This is a genomic window from Mesorhizobium sp. WSM4815, assembly GCF_055811575.1.
Genome location: NZ_JBVVQS010000097.1, coordinates 74076 through 98212 on the forward strand (window position 1 = coordinate 74076; position 24137 = coordinate 98212).

A 24137-nucleotide genomic window follows, 5' to 3' on the forward strand; every position below is an offset into this window, starting at 1 on the left:
GCCCGTCCAATCACCGTTGTACGGCGGAAACCGGCCATATCCCCGTCGTGTGAACGTTGCCATGGCGCTTGGGGTGTCATTTCACCCCTACCGGAATCGACCCCCACCATCTGTTATCAACCGTTCCAGTCTCAGCCTGCCGGCCCGGTTTCCTTCCTGTCGGCCTGCTTGCGCGCCCGCGCAAACTGCAGCCCGGCGACGCCGGCCGTCGCAGCGAGCGCCAGGCCGATCGGAATGAGGCTCGAGGGCTGGTCGGCCTTTCTGAGCACCGCCACCACGTCATACCCGACATCCAGCCCGATGCGCTTGGCGTAGGATCCGAAATCGACATTGCTGATCATCAGCGCGTCGCCCGCTTGCGTGATGGTAAGGCCGATGCCGCGCAGCCGCTCCAGCGGCTCGCCCGGCTCGCCGAGCGGCACGTTGACCGTCTTGCGGACATCCTCGCCCATGAGGTCGACACCCTCGACGACGAAATTGATGCGGCCATCGGCCGGCGTCTGCGCCACCGCCGACAGGAACTCGCTCGCCGGCAACTCCTCGTAAGGCCGCGACACCTGGTTGAGCCACCAGTCCGGCCGGAACAGCGTGAAGCAGATGAGCAGCAGCGCCGCACTTTCCCACAGGCGGCTTTTCGTCACGAACCAGTTCATCGTCGCCGCTGAAAACAGCAATATTGCGATCAGCGACACGGTTGCCACCCAGATCGTCTGGGGCCAGGTGTCGACTCCGATCAGCAGGATCGCCGGATTGAAGATGAAGACGAACGGCAGGATCGCCGTGCGCAGCGAATAGAGGGCGCCCTGGAAACCGGTGGCGATCGGATCCTCCTTGGAAATCGCCGCCGCCGCGAACGCGGCCAGCCCGACGGGCGGGGTGATGTCGGCCATGATGCCGAAGTAGAAGACGAACAGGTGGACCGCGATCAGCGGGATCGGCAATCCGGCCTGGGCGCCGAGATCGACCACGACCGGGGCCATCAGCGTGGCGACCAAAATGTAGTTTGCGGTGGTCGGAATGCCCATGCCGAGCACAAGGCTGATCGCGGCGATGAGGATCAGCATCAGGATGACATTGCCGCCGGAGATGAACTCGACGAGTTCCGTCATCATCAGGCCGAGACCGGTCAGCGTGATCGTGCCGACGACGATGCCGGCGGTGGCGGTGGCGATACCGATGCCGATCATGTTGCGGGCGCCGAGCGCCAGCCCGTCGATCAGGTCGTCCCAGGCAGCCCGCACTGAGGCGGCGAGATTTCCTTTGCGGAACAGCGCCATCAGCGGCTTGCGGGTGGCGACAATAGCGAGGATTGAAACGGTCGCCCAGAACGCCGAGAGGCCGGGCGACATCTGCTCGACCATCAGGCACCACAGAAGCACCGCGATCGGGATGAGGAAATCGAGCCCGGTCCGCGTGACGTCCCAGGCGCGCGGCAGTTCCAGGATTGGGGCGTTCGGATCGTCGAGTGCGAGGTCCGGATAGCGCGAGGAATACCAGACCGAGGCGACGTAGAGAGCGACGCCGGCGAGCGCGAGCAGCGGCGGCGCGGCCCCACCGAAGACAGCCTGGATAGCAACGATGCCGTAATAGACGATACAGACGGCGAGAACGCTGCCCGATAGTCCCAGTCCCATCCGCAGCATCCGTTCTCTTGCCGGCGTCGGACGCTGCGGGATCGTCTTCAGGCCCGTCTTAATCGCTTCGAGATGAACCATGTAGAGCAGCGCGATATAGGAGAAGACCGCCGGCAGCAGCGCGTGCTTGACGATCTCCGCATAGGGAATGCCGACATATTCGACCATCAGGAAGGCGGCCGCGCCCATCACCGGCGGCATGATCTGGCCGTTGATCGAAGCTGAAGCCTCGATGGCGCCCGCTTTGACGCCGGAAAGGCCGGTGCGCTTCATCAGCGGGATGGTGAAGATGCCGCCTGAAACCACGTTGGAGACGGACGAGCCGGATACAACGCCGTTGAGGGCCGACGAGACCACCGCGACTTTCGCCGGGCCGCCGCGCAGATGGCCGAGCAGCGCAATGGAGATCTGCATCATCCAGTTGCCGGCGCCTGCCTTTTCCAGAAGCGTGCCGAACAGGACGAACAGAAAGACGAAGCTCGTCGACACGCCAAGGGCAATGCCGAAGACGCCTTCGGTTGTCAGCCATTGATGGTTGAGAAACTTGGTGAGCGATGCGCCGCGATGCTGAATCACGTCCGGCATGTACTGGCCGGCAAAAGTGTAGAAGATGAAGACACACGCCACGACCACCATCGGCAGGCCGAGCGCACGGCGCGTCGCCTCGAGCAGCAACAGGATGCCAACGGTGCCGGTCACCAGATCGAGCGTGGTCGGCTGGCCCGGCCGTCCGGAAAGCACGACGTAAAAGAGAAAGAGGTAGGCGCCGGCAAATCCGCCGGCCACGGCCAGCACCCAGTCGAGCAGCGGCACGTAATCGCGGGGCGAGGATCTCAGCGCCGGATAGGCGAGGAAGGTCAAGAACAGCGCAAAGCCGAGATGGATGGCGCGCGCTTCCGTGTCGTTGAGGATGCCGAAGCCGAACACGAACGGCAAAGGCGAAGCGTACCAGAGCTGGAAAAGCGACCACGCGACTGCAACCCACAGCAGGATTCGCCCGACCATGCCAGCCGGATGCCGGCCACCCGTGTCGGCCTCCGCGACAAGTTGTTCGAGCTCTTCGAGATCGACGCCGGCCGGTTGTGCCTTCACTTCGCTCATGACGTCGTCTCCTGTTGCGGATGGCACCGGCGGATCAGCTGGACCCGCCGGCCCGTCATCAGGTCACGAAGCCTACTTCAACCAACCCTTCTCCTTGAAGTATTTTTCAGCGCCCGGATGCAGCGGCGCGGAATTTCCTTCCGCCACCATCTTGGCGGGATCGAGATTGGCGAAGGCCGGATGCAGCGACTTGAACTCGTCGAAGTTCTCGAACACCGCCCTGGTCAGTTGGTAGACGCTCTCATCGGGAACCTTGGCCGAGGTGACCAGTGTGGCGAGCACGCCGAAAGTCCCGGTATCGTCGGGATTGTTTGCGTAAAGACCGCCTGGGATGATCGCCTTGGCATAGTAAGGATTCTCGGCGACAAGCTTGTCCACGACTTCTCCAGTCAACGGCACCAGCTTGGCGGCGCAGGTGGTCGTCGGATCCTGGATGTTGGCTGAAGGATGGCCGACGCCGTAGAAGAACCCGTCGATCTTGCCGTCGCAGAGCGCCGGCCCGTGCTCGTCAGCCTTCAGCTCCGATGCGAGCGAAAAGTCGGCCAACGTCCAGCCCATCGCGCCGAGCAGACGCTCCATGGAAGCGCGCGTCCCGGAACCGGGATTGCCGACGTTGAAACGCTTGCCCTTAAAATCCTCGAATTTCGTCACGCCGGCATTGGGATGCGCCAGCACCGTGAACGGCTCCGGATGGATCGAGAAGACCGCGCGCAGGTCGGTATGGGGGCCACCGTCCTTGAATGATTCCAGCCCCTTGTAGGCGTTGTACTGGACGTCCGACTGGGCCATGCCGAAGTCGAGTTCGCCTTCCTTGATCGTGTTCACGTTGAATGCCGATCCGCCGGTCGATTCGACCGAGCAGCGGATGCCGTGTGTCTTGCGATCCTTGTTGAGCAACCGGCAGATAGCGCCGCCGGCGGCATAGTAGACGCCGGTGACGCCACCGGTCCCGATGGTAACGAAATTCTGCTGCGCCATTGCGCTGGCCGAAAACAGCAGCGCCGCCGACAAGGCGGCGATCTGCGCTCCGAGGCGTGCAGTCCGGGCATGTTTCATCTGGTTCTCCCTTGGTATTTTGCGTGCCGTCGCGGCCGTCCGGTGTTTTGGTGTCAAGGCACGTCGATGCATGCTACGATTGTTGCGCTTTATCAATCAAGGGAAATGCTTGTTACAATGGACAGTCGGGAGATGGGTTTCGACGCGCTTTTGGCGCGCATACTGACCGAACTCCCAAAATTGAGCTCGGAACTGCGCAAGGCGGCGCGTTTCCTGGTCGATCACCCCGACGAGGTGGCGCTGGTGTCCATGCGGGTGCTGGCCTCGCGATCAGAGGTGACACCGACGACCTTCGTGCGACTGGCGCGGCGACTGGGTTTTGGCGACTGGGCGGCGCTGCGCAAGCCGTTCGAAGACCGGCTGCGCTCCGGCAAGGCACCTTTCGCGGCAAGGGCCGATGCGCTAGTCAGGCGCAGGTCGGAGACGATCTTCGCCGAATCGCTGAGGACGACTGTGGCCAATCTGGCGACGGCCGAAGCCGTCAACGGCAGCGAAGAAATCGCAAGGGCCTGCGCGATACTGGAGAAGGCTCAGCGCATACGTGTCGCCGGGTTCCGAAGCTGCCGCGCGCCCGCCCACGCGCTTGTCTATCTCTGCCGGATGTTTCGGCGCGAGATCACGCTGCTCGGCGGCGACGGCGGTGCGATCGAGGCGGAACTCGCAGTGCTTGGAAAGAAGGAAGCGGTCGTCGCGATCGGCTTTTCGCCCTATTCGCGTGAACTCGGGCCCGTGGTGGAGGCTGCGCAACGACACAGCGTTCCGATTGTCGCGATCGTCGACAGCATGGCTGCTCCGATCGCGCGGCATGCACAGGTTGTCTTGCGATTCTCTACCGACAGCCCGTCCTTCTTCCCGTCGGTAGCCGCAGCCATGGCTATCGTGGAAGCGCTGGCCGCAACGATGCTGGCGCGCAGCGGGCCGGCAGCCGCGGCTCGTGTCAGGGAGACGGAATTGGAGTTACAGGCGTTCGGGGCCTATCTGCCGGAATGAAGAGCGCTGGCGCTATGCCACTGCAGCGTCTATCGCGTCGCCGAGCCGTTCAACAACCGCGTCGATTGCCGCGGCGTCTATGATGAAGGGCGGCGCCAGCAACACATGATCGCCGCGCACGCCGTCGATCGTGCCCCCTGCGGGATAGACCAGCAGGCCGCGCGCCATCGCCTCGCGCTTGATCTTCGCATTAAGCTTCCGCTTCGGTTCGAAGGGCGCCTTGGTCGAGCGATCCTCGACCAACTCTACACCCATGAAAAGGCCACGGCCGCGAATGTCGCCGATATGGGCATGGTTGCCGAACCGTTCGCCCAGTCGCCGCGAAAAATGCGCTCCCATCGCCCGGACATTGGCAAGCAGATCGTCGCGAGCGATCACCTCCTGGACGGCGAGCGCCGCCGCGCAGGCCATCGGGTGACACATATAGGTGTGGCCGTGCTGGAAGAAGCCGGAGCCTTCGGCGAACGCGTCGAAGATGTGGCGCGAAAGCAGCACCGCACCGATGGGCTGGTAGCCGCCGCCGAGGCCTTTGGCGATCGTCATCAGGTCGGGCGCAACGCCGTCCTGCTCGCAGGCGTGCAGCGTGCCGGTGCGGCCCATGCCGCACATCACCTCATCGAGGATGAGGAGCACACCGTAGCGGTCGCAGATTTCACGGACACGCCTGAAGTAGCCGGGAACCGCGGGCACTGCTCCTGCTGTCGCGCCGACCACAGGTTCCGCGACGAAGGCCATGACAGTGTCCGGACCGAGTTCGAGAATTTTATCCTCGAGCGCCTGGGCGGCGCGCAGTCCGTAGGCCGCCTCGCTCTCACCGGCTTTCTGGTAGCGGTAGGCATAGCATGGGTCGATGTGATGCGTGTCGATCAGCAAAGGGCGGAATTGGGCGCGGCGCCACTCATTGCCCCCGGCAGCGAGAGCGCCGAGCGTGTTGCCGTGATAGCTCTGTCGGCGGGCGATGACGTTTCGCCGCTCTGGCCTGCTGGTCTCGACGAAAAACTGCCGGGCCATCTTGAGCGCCGCCTCCACCGCTTCGGAGCCGCCGGACACGAAGTAGGCGTGGCTGATACCTTGTGGCGCGCCGGCGACGAGCTTGTCGGCCAATGTCTCGGCCGGCTCGTTGGTGAAGAAGCTGGTGTGGGCATAGGCGAGCTTGTCGGCCTGCGCATGGAGCGCGGCTGTCACCTCGGGATGGCCGTGGCCGAGGCAGGAAACCGCCGCACCACCTGACGCGTCGATATAGGCGCGGCCATCGCGGTCGAACAGTTCGATGCCCTTGCCGCCAGCCGCGACGGGCAGGCTCGCGTGGATCTGGCGGTGCAGGATGTGTGTCATGCCTTCCCCGATTGACGATGGCGCGATTTGCAGCGAACCTACCATGCAACATATGTTACACACTGCGCAATACTGAAACAATTGGACTGAGCCTATGACTATCGACAGGAACGCGACCGGCCCCGGACTTATCGCACCGACGGCAATCGCCGTTGCGCCGAATGGTGGACGGCGTGGCAAGCAAGACCACCCTGCCCTGCCGATCGGCCCCTGGGAATTGGCCCGGACTGCCGCCGCCTGCCTCGAGGCGGGCGCCGCCATGATCCATACCCATGTCCGCGACCGCGACGGCGGCCATTTGCTCGACGCGCACGCCTATCGCGAGACGACGAAAGCGATACGTGATGCGGTGGGCGAGCGGCTGATCATCCAGATCACCAGCGAAGCGATCGGCCGCTACCAGCCGGCCGAGCAGATGGCGGTGGTGCGCGCTGTCCGCCCTGAGGCGGTTTCGCTGGCGCTGCGTGAACTGGTGCCGGACGCCGCCCATGAGACCGCTTTCGCGCAGTTCCTGGCGTGGTTAAAGAGCGAGCGGATCGCCCCTCAGATCATCCTTTACGCGCCCGAAGAGGCGTCGGCCCTGGCCGCCATGCAGCAGCGCGGGCTGGTGCCTTTCAACGACATCCCGGTGCTCTATGTGCTCGGCCGCTACACGCCGGGACAGGTTTCGCGACCGGCCGATCTGCTGCCCTTCCTTGCGCAGGACCGCCCGCGCTTCGCGCACTGGATGGTCTGTGCCTTCGGTCGGCAAGAAACCGCTTGCGTTACGGCCGGTGCGCTGCTGGGCGGTCATGCCCGCGTCGGCTTCGAGAACAATTTTACCCTGGCCGACGGCACGACTGCCAAGGACAATGCCGCGCTCGTAACAGCGACCAAAGGCGCTCTGACTGGTTGCGGCGTCAGGATCGCCCAAGCCAACGACCTGCGCGCCGCTTGGTCGATCCACGGCTAACCCTCGGCCCACACGCCTCTTCGGTCCGTCACATTTGTCGAAAATCTCTTTGCTACGCTGCAACCGAACTTTTTGGCTGACGTTAAGGTTGCAACGGGCGCTGGGGAGGCCTTTATGCAGACGTACCTCGTCGAACAAATGGAGGGCGATGACGTGATTACGGTGCGTGTCATCAACGCGCCGAGCCCGTTCAAAGCCGCCGCCATGTCGACAGATCGACATGTTACGCTGCGAAGGTGGGAAAAGGATTGGATCCGAGTGACCGACGAGAACCGGGGACACATCTTTGCATACAGCTTTGTCTCCGACGCAAACCCGGACAACAGCGGGCTTGCAATAGCACCGAATAGATCAAGAAAAGCCCAAAAAGCCAATCAGCGACGCGAGTAAGCGGTTCTGGCGCGCTCCAGCAAAAAGCAAGAAAGGTGGCGTGAACACCGCGAATTGAGCCAAGCCAGCAGTTGCGGCATGGCTGACGCTCACGGCCTGGTGTGTCCCACAACCACCCTTCCCTCGCCGGCTTGGTTCGTGACCGCCCGGATCCCCTCGAAGGACCTGGAGCGCTCCAGCAAACGCATGACCTGCCGGTCCTGGCCGAGACCGACCTCGAAGAGCAGGATGCCTCCGCGCCGCAAGTAGCGCGGCGCGTCCTTGATCACCCGCATATGGATGCTCAGGCCGTAGGGGCCGGCTGCAAACGCTTCACGCGGCTCGAGCTCGGTCAGATGCGCGCGGTCGCCCTCGAGCCGCTTTTCCGAAATGTAAGGCGGGTTGCAGGTGATCACGTCGATCGTGTCATCAAGCTGCAAACCCGAGAAAGCACTGAACAAGTCACCCCTCAGCACCGACACGCGATCTGCCATGTCGTGATGGGCGACGTTGCGGCGCGCGACCTCGACGCATCCATCGGTGAGATCGCTCGCCCAGACTTGCGCGGCAGGGGCGTAATGCGCGATGGCGCAGGCCAGATTGCCGGCCCCGCAGCACATGTCGACAACCCGCGGCGCCGACAGGTTCATTTGCCGCAGAACATCAAGTGCTGTCATGCCGAGCAACTCCGTCTCCGGCCGGGGAACGAGCGCACCGGGCGCGATGAGCAACTCCAGCCCCATGAAGATGGTGCGGCCTTTGCGGTAGGCTTCGGCGACACTGATCTCTTCGCTCACGACAGCTCCCTCCCTGTCTTGCCGGTCGCAGTGCCCGACAATTGAGTGGAAGTTAAATCACTAAGTTGCCGATCGACAATCGAAAAACACGCCTCGCCATGGGCATTTGCGATCGCGAGTTATCGGCATCGTCTCAAAGGCGTTGGCACATGGTCCTGGAGGATAGGAACGGAAGATTCGACGTGCTCAGCGGCTCCCGTCGACAGGGTTCAAAAAAAGAGGAGCCTTACCCGCCTTTTAGGATTATATTAGCAAGCTGGGCTTGCGGTGTTGGGGCACCGCTGGCGTTGCTGGTGAATTGACGAGTGATTGGCCGCGACTCCAAAGGCCGGTGACCGCTCAATCCATTCAGGTTTCGTTGGGGTAGTTCAATGTATCGAATCGTCATCGCCGACGATCACGGCCTGTATCGTCGTGGCCTGCGCTTGGCTCTGAGCGCAGGCATTCCAGGTGTGGAGATATTTGAGGCGTCGTGTTTCGACGCCGCGCTCAGTCTGCTGGCCGAGCAGGCGTCCGTTGATCTTGCGATCCTGGACCTGAACATGCCGGGATTGTTCAATCAGGAAGTGCTCAGCGGCATTCTATCGGCTTATCCGGATACGCGATTTGCCATCGTTTCCGGAAACGATTCACGCTCGGAGATACTCACGGCTCTGTCGATCGGTCTCCACGGCTATATCGTAAAGTCGCAAAAAGACGAGGAGGTCGTCATGGCCGTCAACGAAATCCTCTCGGGCCGCATCTACGTCCCTGCACTTCTGTCGCGCCCCGGTGCTGCGCAAACAACTCACGTACCTGCTCCCGCCGAGCCTGTCCCGCAGCGACGCACCAACACCGGCAATCTTGGCAGGCTGACCTCGAGGCAAAAGGAGGTCCTCAAGCTGATGGCGGAAGGGTATTCGAACAAGGAAATCGCGCGCGATCTGGAGATCGCCGAAGCGACGACGAAAATCCATGCCGCTGCGGTTTTGCGTGAGCTTGGGGTGCGGAATCGGACGGAGGCTGCCGTTATGCTGAAGACGTGGTTAACGAGGGATATCAATTAACTAGAGCACCACGTTCTTTTGATACGCAAGGGGCTTGGCCCGCTGGCGTTCAAGGGCCGATTTCCTTGCGCGACAGCCGCAGCGAATAGCGCAGCCCGTGATCCGTCATTTCCAACTTGGGAGAGTGACCGACAAGCGGCGCCCCATCCACTCCGATTATCATTGAACCGAAACCATGGCGGACAACTTTTGCAGGCCGCCGCCGCCCTGATTCCATCCAATCGAACACGATGTCACCGCCCGCATCTTCCGACGCGAACGTCCAATTTACCTCGACCCGGCCCTTTGAATCGCCAAGGGCTCCATGTTTCAAGGAATTGGTCGCAAGCTCGTGAACAATCATCGCAAAGCTCTCGGCGGCACCTCCCGACATCGTAACCGAGGGACCGCTGACAGATATTTCGCGTGTCCCCATATACGGTTGCAACTCCTGGGCAACGAGATCGTGAAGCATCCCCGACCCGCTGCTGTTGCCCGAAAGGAGCAGATGCGTTGCCTCGAGCGAACGAATCCTGTCGATGAGCGTCTCCTTGTACCTGGCGACATTGTTCTCGGGAACATTGACCATGTTCACCAGTGCCGTGATCACCGGGAACAGGTTGATGAACCTGTGGCGTTGCTCGAGCATGATGCGCTCCCGCTTCTTTGCCGCGGCACGCAGCAGCGTGGTTTGCCGTCGCTCGGTCAGGTCGGCGGCCACGCCGAGCCGCTGGAGACGATCATCGTATTTCTCTTCCCTTCCGCGCAGAGCAACCCAGCGGATATGTCCGTCCGGTCGTCGGACGCGAATCTCGACGTCGTAGTTGGTGACCGATGCGAGCTTTCTCGATACAGCCAGCTTTGGCCAGTCCGCCGGATGAACGACGGCCGACAGTTCCCCCAACCGGCGGCTGCCGGCGGGGGGCAGTCCGAGAATGTCCCAGAATGCGCCCGAACCGGTGACGATGCCGTCTTTAAGGTCGATCCGCCACGTGGCCAGGCGTCCAGCAGACAAAGCCAGATCCAGCCACTCCTTCTGAGCCCGAAGCGCTTCGTGCACGGCTCGTCGTCCCGAGATATCGTCGACCACAACGAAAATAGTCTCTGAGAGAACCCCGTCGGGCACGGACAAAGACAGCGTTAGCCGCGCCCAGAATGCCGAACCGTTCTTTCTTGACAGACGCACCTCCGAAGCGAACGAAGCAGAGTCTTTGCCCAGGCCAGCCAGCAATTGCGCCAAGGCATCACGGTCGTCCGGATGGACGAGTGTCTCCAGCTGCAATTGGGCAAGCTCCTCCTCCTCGTAGCCTGTCATCTCGCTGAGGCGTCTGTTGGATTGCAGCAGCTCACCTTTGTCGTTAATGTTTGCGAACCCCATGGCGGCGCGCTCGAAAGCCCAACGATAGCGGCTTTCGGTTGCTTCGACGGCAGCGAGCCTGGCTTCGGCTACCTCCAGCAGCTCACGCACGTCCTGCCGCAGCCGATGGAATGTCATGGCAATCACGCCACCGGAAATCAGAAGCAGAATGGCGCGCGCCCAATCTTCGCCGGAGATCTGACCATGCAGGGTGCTTCGTGTCCACAAGCCGGCAGCCACCATCAGGACCGTTGCCGCAAGCGCAGGACCACGGTCTTCAAGGTAGGAAATGATAATAATAGCTGGAATAAATTCCAGGAAACTCGACCCTTCTCCGATGTATGCTGACGCTTTTGTTTCAAATATCAGCGTAGCTGCCAGCACCGATGCGGAGGCAATGTGAGTTAGCAGTCTGCCCGTTGGGTTCAAATCCGACCTGCGCGACTGCCAGTTCATCGACATAGACTACTACCTTATGACTAGGCCATCGAGACTAGAGCAAAAAACGTACAACCTAGTCCGACTGCGGGATTGCCATACCACTATCACAGCGCGCATTTTATCAAACAGGGGCGAACAGAACTCATCAGAATATAACGAGTTTCAAGACAGTAGGGAGCGCATTTTTTGCGAGCCCTGCGCAAGAAGACTGTTCGTAAATCCCGGGCAAGTTACTACGGGCTGATGGACCTTTGGGGAGGTTGGAAAATGGCTATGATCGATAGATACAGTGATGCCGTTGTGGGCGACCGGTACATCACGACAGGAACCAAGTATAACCCTGACGCGCAGGTCACGCGCCCCTCTTATGCTTATCCTTCAGCTCGTGCATCAGATCGGCCGGAGACAGGGGGCGACGAACCAAGGAGACGCAGCCTGGAATCCGTCACCGGCATGCTTGATCGCCTTGGCTGTGGTTATCTCGTACTAGACCGCGACAGAAAAGTAATCGAATGGAACGCGGCCGCTCTAACCACGCTGGAGCGCCCCACACCGGAGCGCCCCACTCTGGAGCACAAAGGCGAAGCGGCTGATACAGCCAGTGCGCTTTCGGCAGCCCTAAGGCGGCTGGTCGCAAATGTTCCGGCGCCTTTCCTGCCGGGCTCCCTTTCCTGGGTGGTGATCCGCAGCACAGGTGACAGGCCGGTGGTACTGAAAGAGAACGGTCTTATCGCCCCCGACGGAACCAGCATCGTGGCATTGCTTGGCCGTGTGAACAGGTCGGGGCCAAATCCTCAGACACTGCAAAGGATGTTTGGCTTGACGAGCGCGGAAACGCATCTGGCTCTGCGTTTGGCTCAGGGCGATGCGCCTTTGGAGATCGCCCGCAGTTGGCGGCTCAGCCGCACCACGATCCGCTCACAGCTTGCCTCGCTGTTCGCCAAGACCGAAACGAGACGTCAGGCGGAACTGGTGGCTCTTCTGGGGCGCATTTCGGTCTTGCCATGATTTTGGGGTCGGCCTGGATCCAGGCGCCCGGGCATCCTGCGCACCGACGCAGATCGCCGCTGTCGCGGTGATGCTGCTCGCCAACTGGGCTGGTCGGCAAACTGGCACCTGGGAGCGCTGGCGTCTATCGCCGAGGCGTGTATGCGCTGTCCATCTTTTCGCCGCGTATCGGCAGCGCTATGTCATCGTCCAGGAGCCGGGTGATCCGGGCAAAGCCCTTAAAAGCCTTTCTTGCTTCCTCGGCAGACATCTGACCTGCCAGTGCCGCAGCGCAGCAGTTCAGCGCGCATTGATACACCGGGCCGCGCCTACCCTTCGGCCAGTGGCGCAAAAACGTCATCGCTTCGCTGACATTGTCGATTTCTTCCACAGGCTCTCCGTGCCCGCGCGCAATTCGCACCGGCGTAAAGAATTCTAGGCGATTCATCGTTTCCTCCCGTCGATCGCGATGCGTTCGATCGAACCTTATTAAATTCACGGCCAGCCAATTGGTTCCCGAAAAACGCGAGAAATGGCAGCGGGCCGGCTGGCTGAATCGCCACTCATTGCCCGAGTTCTTGCCTCCGACTTCTTGGCCGTCGCGGGAACGTTCGGGGGAGTGGTGCATTTCGACATCAGCGACGATCTTTCAGGGAAATGCCAGCCTATGAAAATAGCCCATGTGGCGCCGCTCCACGAATCCGTGCCGCCTCGGCTCTATGGGGGCACGGAGCGCATTGTCTCGTATCTGACTGAAGGGTTGGTGGAGCTAGGCCATGACGTAACTTTGTTCGCCAGTGGCGATACAAGGACCTCGGCAAAATTAGTGCCGTGTCGCGAGCGTGCGCTGCGTCTTGACCCAAGCCCGCTGAAATCCGAGACGGCCGCGCACCTTTCGATGCTTTCCGAGGTGAGGAAACGCGCTCAAGAATTTGATATCATTCACTTCCACCTCAGCCATTTCCTGCATTTTTCCTTCTTCGAGCACATCCATGAGCGGACGGTGACGACGCCGCATGGCAGGCTCGACTATGTCGATCTGGCACCGGCCTATGAGCGTTTTCCGCGCTTTCCGATGATCTCCGTGTCCGGCAGCCAAAGGACGGGGCTGGCTGACGCCAACTGGCTGGCGACGATCCACCACGGACTGCCGACCGAACTCTACAAGCCGGTTTTCGAGCCGAGCCCAGGGGAGCGCTACCTCGCCTTCCTTGGCCGGATGTCGCGCGACAAGCGTCCGGATCGTGCCATCGAAATCGCGCTGCGCTCGGGGCTGAAACTGAAGCTTGCAGCAAAGATCGGCGACGACGACCGGGCTTATTTCCGCAAAATGGTCGAGCCGCTGGTCGATGGTGATCGTGTCGACTATGTCGGCGAGATCGAGGAAGACAATAAGGCGGAATTCCTCGGCAAGGCGGCCGGCCTCGTATTCCCGATCGACTGGCCGGAGCCGTTCGGTCTTGCCGTCATAGAAGCGATGGCCTGCGGCACGCCGGTGATTGGCTGGAACTGCGGCGCCTTGCCGGAAATCGTCGATCAAGGCGTGACCGGTTTTATCGTGGATTCCATGCAAGGCGCGGTTGCTTCGGTGCCCGACTTGCTGCGGCTCGACAGGCGGAGGGTGCGAGCTGTCTTCGAAACGCGGTTTTCTGCCAAAAGAATGACCCGCGACTATATTTCCGCCTATGCGCGCCTGATCGGCGCCTCGGCCGAAGCAAGAGCGTCGTGAGCGGCATTACCTTAGGGGGCGAAACGAGAGGGATATGTAGAGAATGGCCCAACTCGACGAGCGCCAGCTTGATCCCGCGGTAGCACTTGCGTCCCTGGACGCCACCGCACCTCGAGAGCCGCATCGGCTATTCGCCCTCAAGCAAGGCGATTGTTTTGCCGTGGCCGACGCCTACGGCGATATCCGCGGCGCCGGCGACGGTTTCTTCCGTGACGACACGCGGGTGCTTTCCGAATTCCGGCTGACCGTCGGCGAGCGGCAGACATCGCTGCTCGGTGCGTCGCTCAGCCAGGACAATGTGCTCTTCACCTCCAACCTGACCAATCTGCCGATGCAGAGCGTCCGCGGCAGGGACATTCCGCAGGGCGCGATCCATATCGAACGCGTCAGGCTGCTTTGGCAGGACCGGCTGTTTGAACGCATCACCCTTTCCAACTACAGCCAGGAACAGTCCACCATCCGCGTTTCGCTGCATTTTGCCGCAGATTTCCGCGACATGTTCGAAGTGCGCGGCTCGACAAGACTGAAGCGCGGCATGGCCCATGCCGCCGAGACGGATGCGACCTGCGTGCTGCTGCGCTACGACGGGTTGGACGGGCTGGCGCGGATATCGGCGATATCGTTCTCGCAGGCGCCAGACCAGCTGACGGGCGACCGTGCGGATTTCCTGATTGCCGTGACGAGGCGCAGCCGCAAGATGCTGTATGTCGAAGTCGGTCCCGAAACGGCGGAAACGCCGAACCGCGATCGTTTCCGCGCCGCCGCGGCCCGGGCTCGCTTCGGCATGCGGGCCAAGCGCCGCCACGGTGCTACGGTGCACAGTTCCGGGCGCGTCTTCAACGATTGGGTCGAGCGTGCCCGCGCCGATGTGGCGCTGCTGACCACCGAGCTTTCGACCGGACCCTACCCCTATGCGGGCATCCCTTGGTTTTCGACGGCTTTCGGCCGCGACGGCGTGATCTCCGCCTTGCAGATGCTGTGGCTCAACCCAGGCTTGGCGCGAGGCGTGCTGGCGTTCCTTGCCCAGCACCAGGCGACGGAGACATCGCCATTCAGCGATTCGCAGCCGGGCAAGATCATGCACGAGACCCGCAAAGGCGAAATGGCGGCGCTGCGGGAACTCCCCTTCGGCCGCTACTATGGCGGTGTCGACACGACGCCACTCTACATCCACCTCGCCTGCGCCTATGCGGACCGTACCGGTGACATGGCGTTCGTCGACAGCCAGTGGCCGTCGCTCTGCGCTGCAGCTGAATGGATCGAGGAGGCGAGCCGGCCGACCGGCTTCGTCACCTATCAGCGTGCCGCCGAGACCGGCCTCGCCAACCAGGGATGGAAGGACAGCCACGATTCCGTCTTCCATGCCGACGGCCGAACCCCCAGGGGACCGATCGCCCTGGTGGAGGTGCAAGGCTATGCCTTTGCCGCGTTCCGGGGGTTGGCGGCGCTCGCTCGCCGCCGCGGTGAGATCGACAGGGCCGATCATTGGGAGAGCAGCGCCGAAGCCATGCGCGCCGCTGTGGAGCGCCATTTCTGGCTGGACGATCTCGGCTTCTATGCCTTGGCGATCGACGGCGCCGGCGAGCCCTGCAAGGTGCGGACGTCTAATGTCGGGCACCTTCTCTATGTCGGCCTCCCCGCGCCGGCACGGGCGCAGATGGTCGCCGACCAGCTGCTTTCGGCGTCCTTCCATTCGGGCTGGGGGCTGAGGACGCTCGCCGACGATGCTGTGTTCTTCAACCCGATGTCATACCACAACGGCTCGATCTGGCCGCATGACACCGCCATTTGCGGCGCCGGTCTGGCACGCTTTGGCGAGCGTGAACACGTGATCCGGCTGATGAGCAGCACCTTCGAATCGGCGGTCCACTTCAACATGCGGTTGCCCGAACTGTTCTGCGGCTTTACCCGCGCGCCGGGCGAGGCGCCGATCGCCTATCCGGTCGCCTGCCTGCCGCAGGCATGGTCGGCTGGGTCTGCCTTCATGCTGATGCAGGCCTGCCTCGGCCTCGAGATCGATGGCTGGGACGGCGAAATCCACGTCACCCGTCCCAGGCTGCCGATCGGCATCGACACGCTGACGCTGAGGCATCTTGGCGTTGGCACCAGGAAGGTGGATCTGACATTCCAGCGTGTCGGCGACAGGGTGGTCGCCTTTCTCGCCGACCGGCACGAGGGATTGGTGCCGCTCGTCGTGCGGACCTAGTTTGGCTTTTCGCATGGAACCAGCCGCCGGGCTGCAATTAGCGGAACCGATGGCCCGTCCGAGCGTTCCGACGCACGGCAGCTGATTGGCGGCTGCGAGTTTCGAAAAACAATCAAAAGGGCCACCGACCGGCCGGAGAAGATCGTTGTTCCCATGTCAGACTTTGGCGTAGAGGTACTCTGGGTTCTAATCATTGCAAGCCTTGGCCTTTCCGCTGTTGCCCTGGTGTTCTCGATATCCCACCGGCGCCACATACCAGCGGCTGCATCCTCCCCAGGCGATGACCTGGCTTCGGAAGCGGCTCGCACGCTGCTGCGGGAGTTTGAAAAGAATGGCCACTCGGCCGATGCCGCGCTGATCACATGGTCGCCCGACACGTTGCGCAAGATCCTGGCCGACGATCTGCCGGAGACGCAGGTGATCGTCGTATCCAACCGCGAGCCCTACATCCACAACACCAGGGATGATGGCGTCGAGCTCCTGGTGCCGGCCAGCGGGCTGGTTTCGGCACTTGAGCCGATCACCCGCGCCTGTGCCGGCACCTGGATTGCGTATGGCGGCGGAACAGCGGACCGTCTTACCGTCGATGAGAACGACCGGGTTGAAGTGCCGCCCGGCAATCCGTCCTACACGCTGCGCAGGGTCTGGCTGAGCGAGGAAGAATACCAGGCCTATTATCTAGGCTTCGCCAATGAAGGCCTGTGGCCGCTTTGTCATATCGCCTTCACCCGCCCGATTTTTCGGGCGTCGGACTGGCAGGCCTATGAAGCCGTCAACCGGAAGTTCGCCGACACGGTGGTTGCCGAAGCGCGCAACGAGCGGCCGATCGTGCTGGTCCAGGACTACCACTTCGCGCTCTTGCCGCGCATGATTCGTGAGCGCCTGCCCGAGGCGATCATCATCACTTTCTGGCATATCCCATGGCCCAACTCGGAAGTGTACAGTATCTGTCCATGGCGTGAACGGATCCTGGAAGGCTTGCTGGGCAGCTCCATCATCGGCTTCCATACGCAGTTTCATGCCAATAATTTCACCGAGAGCGTCGATCGCTTCCTGGAAAGCCGGATAGAACGGGCGGACGCGGCGATCTCCTATGGCGGGCAAACGACGCTGGTCCACGCTTACCCCATCTCCATAGAATGGCCGGCCGAACTGCTGGCAAGATTGCCGGCTGTCGAGGAATGCCGTGCCCGTGTGCGCCAAAGATTCGGGCTGCCGGCGAACGTCAAACTGTGCGTCGGCGTCGAGCGCCTCGACTACACCAAAGGCATTCTCGATCGCTTTCACGCCTTGGACGAATTGTTCACGCGACATCCCGAATGGGTAGGCAGAGTGGTTTTCCTGCAGGTCGCGGCGCCCAGCCGGGGCTCATTGCCAGCCTACCAGCAGCTTCATGACGAATGCCTTCGCTCTGCCGAAGAGCTCAACCAGCGCTATGGCGGGGAGAACTACAGTCCCGTCCTGATGCTCGCCGAACATCATTCGCAGGAGCAGGTCTACCAGATCTATCGCGCCGCCGACATATGCATGGTCACCAGCCTGCATGACGGCATGAACCTGGTGGCCAAGGAATTCGTCGCAGCACGCGACGACGAACAGGGCGTGCTGTTGCTCAGCACCTTTGCCGGCGCTTCGCGCGAACTGCTGGAGGCCCTGATCGTCAACCCCTATGATGCAACCATGATGAGCGAGGCGCTGCTGCAGGCGCTGACGATGACGCCGGACGAGCAGCGCGAGCGCATGCGGCCGATGCGCGAGATGGTCCGCGACAATAATGTCTATCGCTGGGCCGGCAGCATGCTGCTGGACGCTGCCCGCCTTCGCAAACGCGGGGTGAATGGCAACGGCGAGCGGCCATCCAACAGCAACAACGTCGTTTCCCTCTTCGAGCGGGCACGAAAGGCGGCGTCGTGACGGACCTTCGACTGCCGCTGGCCCCCGACCTGCCGGAAGGGCAATGGGCGCTTTTTCTCGATATCGACGGCACCTTGCTGGAACATGCCGCTCATCCGGATGCCGTCTTCGTCGGTGATGAACTGCGTGAGCTTCTCGGACAAATCGAGCGGAGGCTGGGCGGCGCCCTCGCCTTCATCACCGGGCGTTCGGTCTCTGCCGTGGACAGATTGTTTCATCCCCTGAAGCTGCGCGTTGCAGGGCTGTACGGACTCGAACATCGGTTGACGGCGGACGGTCAAGTCGAGCTTGCCGACGCTCCGGCGGATATCGCGGCTCTTGCCGACGAGATTGAGGCCGAACTGGGTGGAGGCAAGGTCTACGTCGAGCGCAAGGGACCGGTCCTGGCCATCCATACCCGCGCTGCGCCGCAACTGCTTGCCCGGGCAACGCAGCTTATCGAACAGGCATTGACGCAACTTCCGCCCGGCTACCGCGTGATTGCGGGAAACGCTGGCGTTGAACTCATGCCGCTGGAAGCCGTCAAAGGAGCTGCCATCCGGCGTTTCATGGAAATCCAGCCCTTTGCCGGTCGGCGACCCGTATTCCTTGGAGACGACACTTCGGACGAAAACGGTTTCGAGGCAATAAACGAAGCCAACGGCATCTCTATCCGCGTAAAACCGCGCGGGCCGACGGTTGCAAGCTATGGTCTCGACGACGTGACCGAGGCGATAGCCTGGCTCGCGGCCAATTTCGGCGCGGCGCGAGTGTCCTGATCGCGATCCCGGTGATCATTGGACAGGCTCGCGCCATGCCTGATCCCATGAACGCCGATTGGTTTCGGTTCAGCCGATCTTCCCGTCCACGATGTGAATGCGGCGATCCATGCGCGCCGCCATGTCGAGATCATGCGTAACTGCCACGACGGTCTTGCCGCCCTCGCGCACCAGGTTCTCTAGGATTGCGAAGACCTGCTCGGAACTCTTGCTGTCGAGGCTCCCCGTCGGCTCATCGGCAAGGATAAGCGGCGGGTCGTTGGCGAGCGAGCGTGCTACCGCGACGCGCTGACGCTGGCCGCCCGAGAGTTGGTCAGGCCGCTTGTCGAGATGTTCGCCGAGTCCCAGGGATGAGAGCAGCTCACCGGCCCGTTTGCGCATCTGAGGACGCGCCAGCCGGCCAAGCTTGCGCATTGGGATTTCGACATTTTCGCGCGCCGTGAACTCCGGCAGCAGAAAGTGGAACTGGAACACGAAGCCCAGCATCGAAAGCCTGGTCCGCGCGCGCTCCCTTTCATTCATCGGCTCGGCGTCGCGGCCGCCTATTGTCAACGTCCCGGCGGTCGGCCGGTCGAGCAGCCCGAGCAGATAGAGCAATGACGATTTTCCGGAGCCGGAGGGACCGGTGACGGCGACGAATTCCCTTTCGTTGATCGCCAGCGTGATGTCCTTGACCAGCGTGACGGGAACCGTCTCGGGCAACACGCGGGTGAGTTTCTCGGTCTCGATGAGTGCGCTCATGACGCGCCTCTGATGATCTCGACGGGGTTCAGGCGCGCCGCACGACGCGCCGGCAGGTAGCCGGCCACTGCCGCCGAGCCCAGCGCGAAGGCCGACGCGATGACGTAGTGCATCAAGCTCCAGGCGATCGGCAGCCGGGTCATCTCCTGGCCGGTCGCGGCGATCTCGAAACGCACCAGCGACAGCGCATAGGTCATGGAGACGCCGAGCAGCCCGCCGAGCACGGAGCCGGCAGCGCCGATCGCGACGCCTTCCAGCAGAAAGAGCCGGCGCATGTCGGACCCCGGGAAGCCAAGCGACTTCATGATGGCGATGTCGCGCGCCTTTTCGTGCGTGATGGTGGAGATGATGTTGTAGATGCCGAAGCCAGCGACCAGCATGATCGCGCCGACAACGGTGTACATGATGACGTTGCGTACGACGAGCGCTTCGAGGATCGATTCATTCGCCTCCTGCCACGCCACCGCCTTGTAGCCCAGTTCGGCCTCGGCACGCTGCGCCACCGCCGGAGCGCGGTCAGGATCGTCGAGCTTGATGCGGATCTCGTTGATGGCGTTCGGACGCGCCGAGAGGATCTGCGCGTTTTTCAGAAGCACATAGGCCTCGCCTTCGTCGCGCGCGGTGGTGCCGGTGTGGAACAGGCCGGCGATCTTGAAGTTGCGCGACAGTCCCTCGGCAGAAACCGCCGTTATCGTGTCGCCGAACCCGGCGCCGAGCCGGCTCGCCATCGTGTCGCCGATGAGCACGTTGTTGCCGCCCGCGGCAAGCGCCGAAAAGCTGCCTTCGACGAAGTTTCCGACAATCGGCGACACGCCGGACTCGCGCTCCGGTTCGATGCCAATGATCGCCGCGCCGACTTCGCGGCTGGAAAAACGGATCACACCCTGCGTTTTGAGGCTTGCCGCGAACCGACCGGGAATCCAGCTCTCCAGCCAGGAGGTCGCGGCGGTCGGATTGATGATGCCGCGTCGATCGTCACGCGGCCTGAGCCCGGAAATCGCCACTGTCGCAAAAGCATCCTCGGCCGGTTGACGGCGGGCTGTGCGCTGCTCGTCGGTGATGTCGACATGCGGCATCGTGTCGACGAGCTGCCTGACGAAATCGTCCTGCCCACCCTGCATCAGCGCCGCCATGGCGATGGAGAATCCGACACCGACCGCAACGCCGATCACGGCAACCAGCGTCTGGCGACCGCGGCCGGCAATGTGCGTGAGGGCGATGTCGAAGATGAGCGGCATCGTGCTTCATCGCTCCTGGGCGCCGATGATGCTCACGCGCCCGCCGTCGGTGAGGTCGGCGGGATAGGGCGAGACGACGCGAGCCCTCTCATCGAGCCCCGACAGAACCTCGATGCCATTGGTGCCGCGAATGTCGGTTCGGATTTCATGTCGTCGGGCCTTGTCGGCTTCGACGACGAACACCTTATTCCCGTCCACAGCAACGGGCGGGATCAACAGCGCATTTTTCGAAACGCGGATGACGATGTTCACGTCGGTCGACATCCCGATACGAAGCGGCGTATCGTCCGGCAGGCGGAAACGGACGCGATAGGTCTTCGTCACCGGATCGCCCTTGGGTGTGATGCTGTCGACCACGGCTTCCAGGTTCTGCCTGGGGAACGCGTCGGATTTAAGCAGCGCGCGCTGGCCGACCTCGACCCGGGGTATGTCCTCCTCGTTGACCTCGGCGACGACGAGGAGCGGCTTCGGCTCGCCGACCCAGAACAACACCGCGCCGAGTTCGGCGACCTCACCCACCTCGCCGTCCTGCCTGAGCACGACGCCGGCGCTCGGCGCGCGTAACACGTAGGAATCAAGTCGCGCCTTCTGTCCGGCGACCAGCGCTTCGATCTGGCCGAGCTCGCTCTGCGCACGATCGAGAGCCTGCTGGCTCGCCGCACGCCTTTCGGCAAGCACCGTCAGCCGCCGGAGCTCTTCCTGGGCAAGCGCTTGACGCGCTTCGAGTTCGCCAAGCACGGCCCGGGCCTCGCTGTCGTCGAGCCTGGCGAGCACGTCGCCTTGTGCAACCCTCGACCCCTCGCAATTGCATTGCTCGACGATCCTTTCGCGAACCACCGGAGTTACCTTGGCCCAGGTTCGCGGCTCGACGGAGCCACTCGCGTAAACGATTTCCGCCACGTCGCCGCGTTGTGGCGTCACCAGCGAAACCTTGGCCGGTTGCCACAGATACCAGGCGCCGAAAGCAGCCGCGGCCGCGACAACAACGATGCTGGCCGTCCAGCGTATCCGTCGCAACAGACTCTTCATGGTCGAATCCGAATGTCCTGCGGTGACAGATAATAGCACTAGACCGACCGTCGGTCTATAAAAGTTGCATAAAGCTCCGGTTCGTGCTCCTCTTGCTTCACCTGCACTTTGTGAGGTTCGATTTGCCCCGAGTGATAAAGCCGCCGGAGATACGATCCGCCGAGCTCCTCGACTGCGCCCAGCGGCTTTTCTTCGAGCGCGGCTACGACAACACGACGGTGAACGACATCATCCGCGAGGCCGGCCTGTCGAAGGGCGCGTTCTACCACTATTTTGCATCGAAAGAGGCCCTGCTGGAGGCGCTCGCCACACGTCTCGCCCGCGACAGCTTCACCGAGTTGCAGCCGGTGCTCAACGATCCCTCACTCGATGGGCTTGGCCAGCTCAATGCCCTGTTTGCCGGCTCGCGGCGGCTGAACGTCGAGCTTGCCCCGCACATGCGCAAGACGTTTTTCGTCCTGTTCCGGCCCGAAAACCTTGCCCTCTTCCATCGGGTCGACCAGGCGGCCAGGGAATTGGCCATGCCGATAATCACCGATCTGCTCAGGAAAGGCAGCGACGAAGGCATCTTCGACGTGCCCGACCCGGAAGCCTTCGCCGAGATGTTCTTGCAGCTGCGGCTGATCTTTCGGGATGTAATGCACCGCGCCCTGCTGAAGGCCGAGCAGGGCAATATCGACGAAGCGGCGCGGCTGCTCGACGATCGGCTGCGGCTCTACGGCATCGCGATCGACCGGCTTTTGAAGCTGCCCGATGGAACGATAGAAGCAGCGCAACCCGGGTTTGCCCGGGCTTTCCTCGAATCAGGCCCGTGAGCCGCAGAGTCCGCAAGGCCGCGGAGCAGCAAATTCACCGCGCCTCGTATACCGGTGCAGTCCAAATCAGGGGGTCAGTGAAAGATGAGCCGCGAGCAGCTTCTCGCCGCCAGCAGGAGTCACGACGAAGAGGTGTTTGACCGCAGTATCGATGTGCAGATATTGCGACTGCGCCGCAAGCTCGAGGTCAACCCGAGCGAGCCGAAACTCATTGTCACCGAGCGGGGCGCCGGCTACGTCTTCGCTACCCGGGTCGAGGTGCAGTGACCTTTCGAGGTGCCGTGACTTTGCCGAGTTCTTGGCAGGGTCAAGTTACTGGCAGGGGTCAAACAGGAACGTTCATCGCCTCAGCGCATGCACGCTATCAACATTGCCGCCGCCTATCGGCAGAGCCATGTCGTCGTCGAGCAAGCGCGTGATGCGGGCGAAGCCGGTAAAAGCCTTCCTTGCTTCCTCTGCCGACATCCCGCCCGCCAGAGCCGCGGAGCAGCAATTCACCGCGCATTGGTAGACTGGCCCACGCCGGCCGACTGGCCATCTACGCAAGAACTCCATCGCTTCGGCTACGCTATCAATCTCTTCGGCAGGACTTTCCTGCCCGCGCGAAATACGCACAGGCGTAAAGAATTGCAGGCGATCCATTGTTTCCTCCCGGTCGATCGTTATGTGCCTGATCGAACCTTTTGAACTTGCTGCTGACCATGTGTTTCCGGCAAACAGAACCCGATGATGAAAAAACTCGGGCCAAAAACGAAGTCTTTCACATCACTCGACCGAAATCGAATCACCAAACGTGACAAACATGTGACGAACCGTTGCCCGCCGCCGCACTGGGACTTCAATTATCCCGAGACGGAGCCTGGACGCGCTCATCCCGCATTTGAGGTATGCGGATTACGCAGCCGGATTTGGCTAGCCGCAGCAGACCCCTTTGGGATCTCTTCTCAGTCAAAGCGTCAGTGGATCGAGGCAAGGAACTCCTAAGGGCTGGAAGTGTCTCAGGTTCCCAGTCAGGAGCGTCAAGGAGTTCGCTTTAGCGGTCGCGGCGATGAGAATGTCAGCCAGCCCTGGATGACTCCCTGCGGCTGTGGCGGCGTCTTCCATGAGGCCTGCCTCCAACGCCACCGCCGCATCGATCGGCAAGATTTCCGCGCTGTAGTCCGTCGTGATGCCCTGCAGCCACGCCATTAGCGTCAGAGCCTTCGCTGTTGCTCCCGAGCGGTCGAGCTTGGCGATGCCTCTCCGAAGTTCGTGGAGGGCAAAGGCAGGCACAAACAAGTTGCCCGTCTGCTGCAATAGCCAAGCTGCCGCATTCGGGGGCAGCGGAGGCTTTCCCGGCGCGGTCGCCGACAGCACCGAGGTGTCGAAAAGGTATGCGGTCAAAGGTTAACCTCGCGGCTTTGCTGGGTGCGGTCGCGCTCCGGTTCGAAGCCCTCGGGCCAACCGGGGAACGACAGCAGGTATTCCGCAAGGCTGGGCTTCTCGGGGTAAATCTTCCTCGCTTCTTCGATCGGAACGATAGCGGCCACTGGCTTGCCGTGCCTCGTGATCGTGATCGGTTCGCCGGCCTCGGCGGCATCGACGAGAGCCGTCAAAGTGGCCTTGGCTTCGCGAATGTTGATGTGTTTCACTGCTGTTGCCTCCCTTGTGGTTGCACGCAACT

Annotated in this window: 22 protein-coding genes and 1 pseudogene; 11 read left to right on the forward strand and 12 right to left on the reverse strand. The window is 62.1% G+C overall.

The annotated features are described in order from the left end of the window. Positions 1-131 precede the first annotated feature (131 nt). Positions 132-2639: a TRAP transporter permease gene (locus tag AC0L2B_RS20025; protein WP_473746694.1), complete on the reverse strand. Its 2508-nt coding sequence runs from the start codon at positions 2637-2639 to the stop codon at positions 132-134. A gap of 168 nt (positions 2640-2807) precedes the next feature. Next, positions 2808-3791 carry a TAXI family TRAP transporter solute-binding subunit gene (locus tag AC0L2B_RS20030; RefSeq protein WP_023798563.1) on the reverse strand — a complete coding sequence of 328 codons (984 nt, stop codon included), beginning with the start codon at positions 3789-3791 and terminating at the stop codon, positions 2808-2810. A 117-nt stretch (positions 3792-3908) separates the two neighbouring features. On the opposite strand from AC0L2B_RS20030, the gene AC0L2B_RS20035 reads away from it, so the two are divergent. Further along, positions 3909-4781: a MurR/RpiR family transcriptional regulator gene (locus AC0L2B_RS20035; protein WP_473746567.1), complete on the forward strand. Its 873-nt coding sequence runs from the start codon at positions 3909-3911 to the stop codon at positions 4779-4781. A 12-nt stretch (positions 4782-4793) separates the two neighbouring features. On the opposite strand, the gene AC0L2B_RS20040 is transcribed toward AC0L2B_RS20035, so the two are convergent. Next, a complete protein-coding gene (locus AC0L2B_RS20040; RefSeq protein WP_473746568.1) occupies positions 4794-6116 on the reverse strand; it encodes an aspartate aminotransferase family protein in 1323 nt (440 codons plus the stop codon). A 94-nt stretch (positions 6117-6210) separates the two neighbouring features. On the opposite strand from AC0L2B_RS20040, the gene AC0L2B_RS20045 reads away from it, so the two are divergent. Both AC0L2B_RS20045 and AC0L2B_RS20050 read left to right on the forward strand, forming a co-directional pair. Continuing rightward, positions 6211-7068, forward strand: coding sequence for a beta-keto acid cleavage family enzyme (locus AC0L2B_RS20045; protein ID WP_473746569.1), 858 nt, complete (start codon positions 6211-6213; stop codon positions 7066-7068). 114 nt (positions 7069-7182) lie between these two features. Then, entirely contained in the window at positions 7183-7458 is a 276-nt protein-coding gene (locus AC0L2B_RS20050) for a hypothetical protein (RefSeq protein WP_473746570.1), read from the forward strand. Positions 7459-7547: 89 nt separating this feature from the next. On the opposite strand, the gene AC0L2B_RS20055 is transcribed toward AC0L2B_RS20050, so the two are convergent. Beyond that, complete coding sequence (locus AC0L2B_RS20055) at positions 7548-8234, reverse strand: N5-glutamine methyltransferase family protein (RefSeq protein ID WP_473746571.1); 687 nt, start codon at positions 8232-8234, stop codon at positions 7548-7550. Between the two features lie 371 nt (positions 8235-8605). Between AC0L2B_RS20055 and AC0L2B_RS20060 the strand changes: the two genes are divergently transcribed. Beyond that, positions 8606-9280, forward strand: a complete 675-nt coding sequence (locus AC0L2B_RS20060; protein WP_128168176.1) for a LuxR C-terminal-related transcriptional regulator — start codon at positions 8606-8608, stop codon at positions 9278-9280. A gap of 49 nt (positions 9281-9329) precedes the next feature. On the opposite strand, the gene AC0L2B_RS20065 is transcribed toward AC0L2B_RS20060, so the two are convergent. Next, positions 9330-11078: a PAS domain S-box protein gene (locus AC0L2B_RS20065; protein ID WP_473746572.1), complete on the reverse strand. Its 1749-nt coding sequence runs from the start codon at positions 11076-11078 to the stop codon at positions 9330-9332. Between the two features lie 246 nt (positions 11079-11324). Here AC0L2B_RS20065 and AC0L2B_RS20070 point away from each other — a divergent pair, with 246 nt between their 5' ends. Then, entirely contained in the window at positions 11325-12065 is a 741-nt protein-coding gene (locus AC0L2B_RS20070; protein WP_473508436.1) for a helix-turn-helix transcriptional regulator, read from the forward strand. A gap of 124 nt (positions 12066-12189) precedes the next feature. On the opposite strand, the gene AC0L2B_RS20075 is transcribed toward AC0L2B_RS20070, so the two are convergent. Continuing rightward, positions 12190-12492: a DUF982 domain-containing protein gene (locus AC0L2B_RS20075; protein WP_473608171.1), complete on the reverse strand. Its 303-nt coding sequence runs from the start codon at positions 12490-12492 to the stop codon at positions 12190-12192. A gap of 219 nt (positions 12493-12711) precedes the next feature. Here AC0L2B_RS20075 and AC0L2B_RS20080 point away from each other — a divergent pair, with 219 nt between their 5' ends. From AC0L2B_RS20080 to otsB, 4 genes are all read left to right on the forward strand, one after another. After that, on the forward strand, positions 12712-13773 hold the full coding sequence (locus tag AC0L2B_RS20080; protein WP_473746573.1) for a glycosyltransferase family 4 protein: 1062 nt from the start codon (positions 12712-12714) through the stop codon (positions 13771-13773). Between the two features lie 43 nt (positions 13774-13816). Further along, complete coding sequence (locus AC0L2B_RS20085; RefSeq protein ID WP_473746574.1) at positions 13817-15979, forward strand: amylo-alpha-1,6-glucosidase; 2163 nt, start codon at positions 13817-13819, stop codon at positions 15977-15979. Positions 15980-16132: 153 nt separating this feature from the next. After that, complete coding sequence (locus AC0L2B_RS20090; protein ID WP_473746575.1) at positions 16133-17893, forward strand: alpha,alpha-trehalose-phosphate synthase (UDP-forming); 1761 nt, start codon at positions 16133-16135, stop codon at positions 17891-17893. Then, a complete protein-coding gene (gene otsB / locus AC0L2B_RS20095) occupies positions 17890-18651 on the forward strand; it encodes a trehalose-phosphatase (protein ID WP_473746576.1) in 762 nt (253 codons plus the stop codon). The genes AC0L2B_RS20090 and otsB overlap by 4 nt, the downstream gene beginning before the upstream one ends. A gap of 69 nt (positions 18652-18720) precedes the next feature. On the opposite strand, the gene AC0L2B_RS20100 is transcribed toward otsB, so the two are convergent. From AC0L2B_RS20100 to AC0L2B_RS20110, 3 genes are read right to left on the reverse strand one after another with little or no spacing between them, the layout of a single operon-like run. Further along, positions 18721-19392, reverse strand: a complete 672-nt coding sequence (locus AC0L2B_RS20100) for an ABC transporter ATP-binding protein (RefSeq protein ID WP_473746577.1) — start codon at positions 19390-19392, stop codon at positions 18721-18723. Continuing rightward, entirely contained in the window at positions 19389-20630 is a 1242-nt protein-coding gene (locus tag AC0L2B_RS20105; protein WP_473746578.1) for an ABC transporter permease, read from the reverse strand. The genes AC0L2B_RS20100 and AC0L2B_RS20105 overlap by 4 nt, the downstream gene beginning before the upstream one ends. A 6-nt stretch (positions 20631-20636) precedes the next feature. Then, positions 20637-21659, reverse strand: coding sequence for an efflux RND transporter periplasmic adaptor subunit (locus tag AC0L2B_RS20110; protein ID WP_473746579.1), 1023 nt, complete (start codon positions 21657-21659; stop codon positions 20637-20639). Between the two features lie 131 nt (positions 21660-21790). On the opposite strand from AC0L2B_RS20110, the gene AC0L2B_RS20115 reads away from it, so the two are divergent. Continuing rightward, the gene (locus AC0L2B_RS20115) at positions 21791-22474 is read left to right on the forward strand and encodes a TetR/AcrR family transcriptional regulator (RefSeq protein WP_473746695.1); all 684 of its coding nucleotides are present in this window, start codon (positions 21791-21793) and stop codon (positions 22472-22474) included. Between the two features lie 84 nt (positions 22475-22558). Beyond that, positions 22559-22741, forward strand: a pseudogene (locus AC0L2B_RS20120) (winged helix-turn-helix domain-containing protein); the annotation flags it as partial. A 72-nt stretch (positions 22742-22813) separates the two neighbouring features. Here the strand turns inward: AC0L2B_RS20120 and AC0L2B_RS20125 are convergent. From AC0L2B_RS20125 to AC0L2B_RS20135, 3 genes are all read right to left on the reverse strand, one after another. Next, positions 22814-23116, reverse strand: a complete 303-nt coding sequence (locus AC0L2B_RS20125) for a DUF982 domain-containing protein (protein ID WP_023798581.1) — start codon at positions 23114-23116, stop codon at positions 22814-22816. Between the two features lie 306 nt (positions 23117-23422). Next, positions 23423-23857 carry a type II toxin-antitoxin system VapC family toxin gene (locus AC0L2B_RS20130; protein WP_128168168.1) on the reverse strand — a complete coding sequence of 145 codons (435 nt, stop codon included), beginning with the start codon at positions 23855-23857 and terminating at the stop codon, positions 23423-23425. Continuing rightward, the gene (locus AC0L2B_RS20135) at positions 23854-24105 is read right to left on the reverse strand and encodes a type II toxin-antitoxin system Phd/YefM family antitoxin (RefSeq protein ID WP_023798583.1); all 252 of its coding nucleotides are present in this window, start codon (positions 24103-24105) and stop codon (positions 23854-23856) included. Before AC0L2B_RS20135 ends, AC0L2B_RS20130 begins: the two co-directional genes overlap by 4 nt. Positions 24106-24137 lie beyond the last annotated feature (32 nt).

Excerpts from the sequence above, each read along its gene's own strand:
- AC0L2B_RS20025 (WP_473746694.1), bottom strand. The coding sequence starts at position 2,639 with ATGGTCGGGCGAATCCTGCTGTGGGTTGCAGTCGCGTGGTCGCTTTTC.
- AC0L2B_RS20030 (WP_023798563.1), bottom strand. The coding sequence starts at position 3,791 with ATGAAACATGCCCGGACTGCACGCCTCGGAGCGCAGATCGCCGCCTTG.
- AC0L2B_RS20035 (WP_473746567.1), top strand. The coding sequence starts at position 3,909 with ATGGACAGTCGGGAGATGGGTTTCGACGCGCTTTTGGCGCGCATACTG.
- AC0L2B_RS20040 (WP_473746568.1), bottom strand. The coding sequence starts at position 6,116 with ATGACACACATCCTGCACCGCCAGATCCACGCGAGCCTGCCCGTCGCG.
- AC0L2B_RS20045 (WP_473746569.1), top strand. The coding sequence starts at position 6,211 with ATGACTATCGACAGGAACGCGACCGGCCCCGGACTTATCGCACCGACG.
- AC0L2B_RS20050 (WP_473746570.1), top strand. The coding sequence starts at position 7,183 with ATGCAGACGTACCTCGTCGAACAAATGGAGGGCGATGACGTGATTACG.
- AC0L2B_RS20060 (WP_128168176.1), top strand. The coding sequence starts at position 8,606 with ATGTATCGAATCGTCATCGCCGACGATCACGGCCTGTATCGTCGTGGC.
- AC0L2B_RS20065 (WP_473746572.1), bottom strand. The coding sequence starts at position 11,078 with ATGTCGATGAACTGGCAGTCGCGCAGGTCGGATTTGAACCCAACGGGC.
- AC0L2B_RS20070 (WP_473508436.1), top strand. The coding sequence starts at position 11,325 with ATGGCTATGATCGATAGATACAGTGATGCCGTTGTGGGCGACCGGTAC.
- AC0L2B_RS20075 (WP_473608171.1), bottom strand. The coding sequence starts at position 12,492 with ATGAATCGCCTAGAATTCTTTACGCCGGTGCGAATTGCGCGCGGGCAC.
- AC0L2B_RS20080 (WP_473746573.1), top strand. The coding sequence starts at position 12,712 with ATGAAAATAGCCCATGTGGCGCCGCTCCACGAATCCGTGCCGCCTCGG.
- AC0L2B_RS20085 (WP_473746574.1), top strand. The coding sequence starts at position 13,817 with ATGGCCCAACTCGACGAGCGCCAGCTTGATCCCGCGGTAGCACTTGCG.
- AC0L2B_RS20090 (WP_473746575.1), top strand. The coding sequence starts at position 16,133 with ATGTCAGACTTTGGCGTAGAGGTACTCTGGGTTCTAATCATTGCAAGC.
- AC0L2B_RS20100 (WP_473746577.1), bottom strand. The coding sequence starts at position 19,392 with ATGAGCGCACTCATCGAGACCGAGAAACTCACCCGCGTGTTGCCCGAG.
- AC0L2B_RS20105 (WP_473746578.1), bottom strand. The coding sequence starts at position 20,630 with ATGCCGCTCATCTTCGACATCGCCCTCACGCACATTGCCGGCCGCGGT.
- AC0L2B_RS20110 (WP_473746579.1), bottom strand. The coding sequence starts at position 21,659 with ATGAAGAGTCTGTTGCGACGGATACGCTGGACGGCCAGCATCGTTGTT.
- AC0L2B_RS20125 (WP_023798581.1), bottom strand. The coding sequence starts at position 23,116 with ATGGATCGCCTGCAATTCTTTACGCCTGTGCGTATTTCGCGCGGGCAG.